Consider the following 1,684-nt stretch of genomic DNA (forward strand, 5'->3'; position numbering starts at 1 on the left):
TTTTTACTGCCGTTACCCGCAGGGGGCAACGGGGCGCTACTATAGGCAGTCGCGGTTATTGGGTCAAGCAGTATTTTCCCCTGTGCTTCTATTCGCTTAACTCATGAGCAGCGGGAAAAACACATCGTCATTGCGCGCAGGAGTGAAATCTTATTGTCACCGCCCTGACACGTAAATGAAATAGTTGTATCGCAAACTGACCCCCTGAAATATTAAGTAAAATTTATTCATGGAGATCGCCACTGATGAAACATAAAGCCTTCGCTCTATCCCTGCTGACTTCACTGATCTGCGCTTCGGCCATGGCGGATATGGCCACCTACCAGCGTGCCGCCCAGGGCGATATTACCCAGCCTGGCGGGGCAAGACGCCTTACCGAAGATCAGACCGAAGCACTGAAGGCATCCCTGAGCAATACCACCGCGAAAAACGTCATTTTGCTGATTGGTGATGGCATGGGCGACTCTGAAATTACCGCAGCACGTAACTATGCTGAAGGCGCGGGCGGTTTCTTTAAAGGGATTGATGCCTTGCCATTGACCGGGCAGTACACCCACTATTCACTGGACAAGAAAACACATAAACCCGACTACGTCACCGATTCAGCCGCCTCTGCGACCGCATGGGCAACGGGCGTGAAGTCTTACAACGGTGCAATTGGCGTGGACGTTAACGGAAAGGATTATCCAACGCTGCTGGAGCTGGCGAAAGCCGCCGGTAAAGCCACGGGCAACGTGTCTACCGCCGAGCTCGAAGATGCCACACCGGCTGCGCAGATTGCCCATGTCACCTCACGTAAGTGCTACGGCCCGGTAAAAACCAGTGAACTCTGTGCCAGCAACGCGCTGGAAAAAGGCGGAAAGGGCTCCATTGCCGAGCAACTGCTGAACGCCCGCGCCGATGTGACGCTGGGCGGCGGTGGCAAAACCTTTGCAGAGACGGCAAAAGCAGGGGAGTGGCAGGGTAAAACGCTGGAAGAGCAGGCAAAACTGCGTGGCTATCAGTGGGTGAACGATCTGGACGGCATGAACGCGCTGACAGAAGCCAGTGACGCTAAGCCGGTACTGGGCCTGTTTGCCGACGGCAATATGCCGGTACGCTGGAAAGGGCCGAAAGCCACTTATCACGGCAACCTCGACGGTAAACCCATTACCTGTGAAGTGAACGCAGAACGTCCGGCCTCAACCCCGACACTGGCGCAGATGACGGAGAAAGCGATTTCCCTGTTGGACCGTCAGAAGAAAGGCTTCTTCCTGCAGGTGGAAGGGGCCTCTATCGATAAGCAGGACCATGCTGCCAACCCGTGTGGTCAGATTGGTGAAACCGTCGATCTGGATGAAGCGGTGCAGAAAGCACTGGCGTTTGCACGCAAAGATGGCAATACGCTGGTGATTGTGACGGCTGACCATGCGCACTCCAGCCAGATTATTGCCAATGACAGCAAAGCACCCGGTCTGACGCAGACGCTGATCACCAAAGATGGCAGCCCGATGACCATCAGCTACGGCAATTCTGAAGAAGATTCACAGGGGCACACCGGGACGCAGCTGCGCATTGCGGCTTATGGCCCGCATGCGGCCAACGTGGTAGGCCTGACCGATCAGACCGATCTGTTCTATACCATCAAAGCGGCACTGGCTATCAAATAAAGGGTTTTCCGGGCGTTTACCGCCCGGTTCCTGCT

1 protein-coding gene is annotated in these 1,684 nt (G+C 55.2%); it reads left to right on the top strand.

From position 1 onward, the window contains the following. Window positions 1-245: 245 nt before the first annotated feature. The gene (phoA, locus tag EPE01S_RS22580; protein ID WP_062749671.1) at window positions 246-1,649 is read left to right on the top strand and encodes an alkaline phosphatase; all 1,404 of its coding nucleotides are present in this window, start codon (window positions 246-248) and stop codon (window positions 1,647-1,649) included. Window positions 1,650-1,684 lie beyond the last annotated feature (35 nt).

The sequence above is a fragment of the Erwinia persicina NBRC 102418 genome (genome assembly GCF_001571305.1).
In the GTDB taxonomy this organism is placed as follows: domain Bacteria; phylum Pseudomonadota; class Gammaproteobacteria; order Enterobacterales; family Enterobacteriaceae; genus Erwinia; species Erwinia persicina.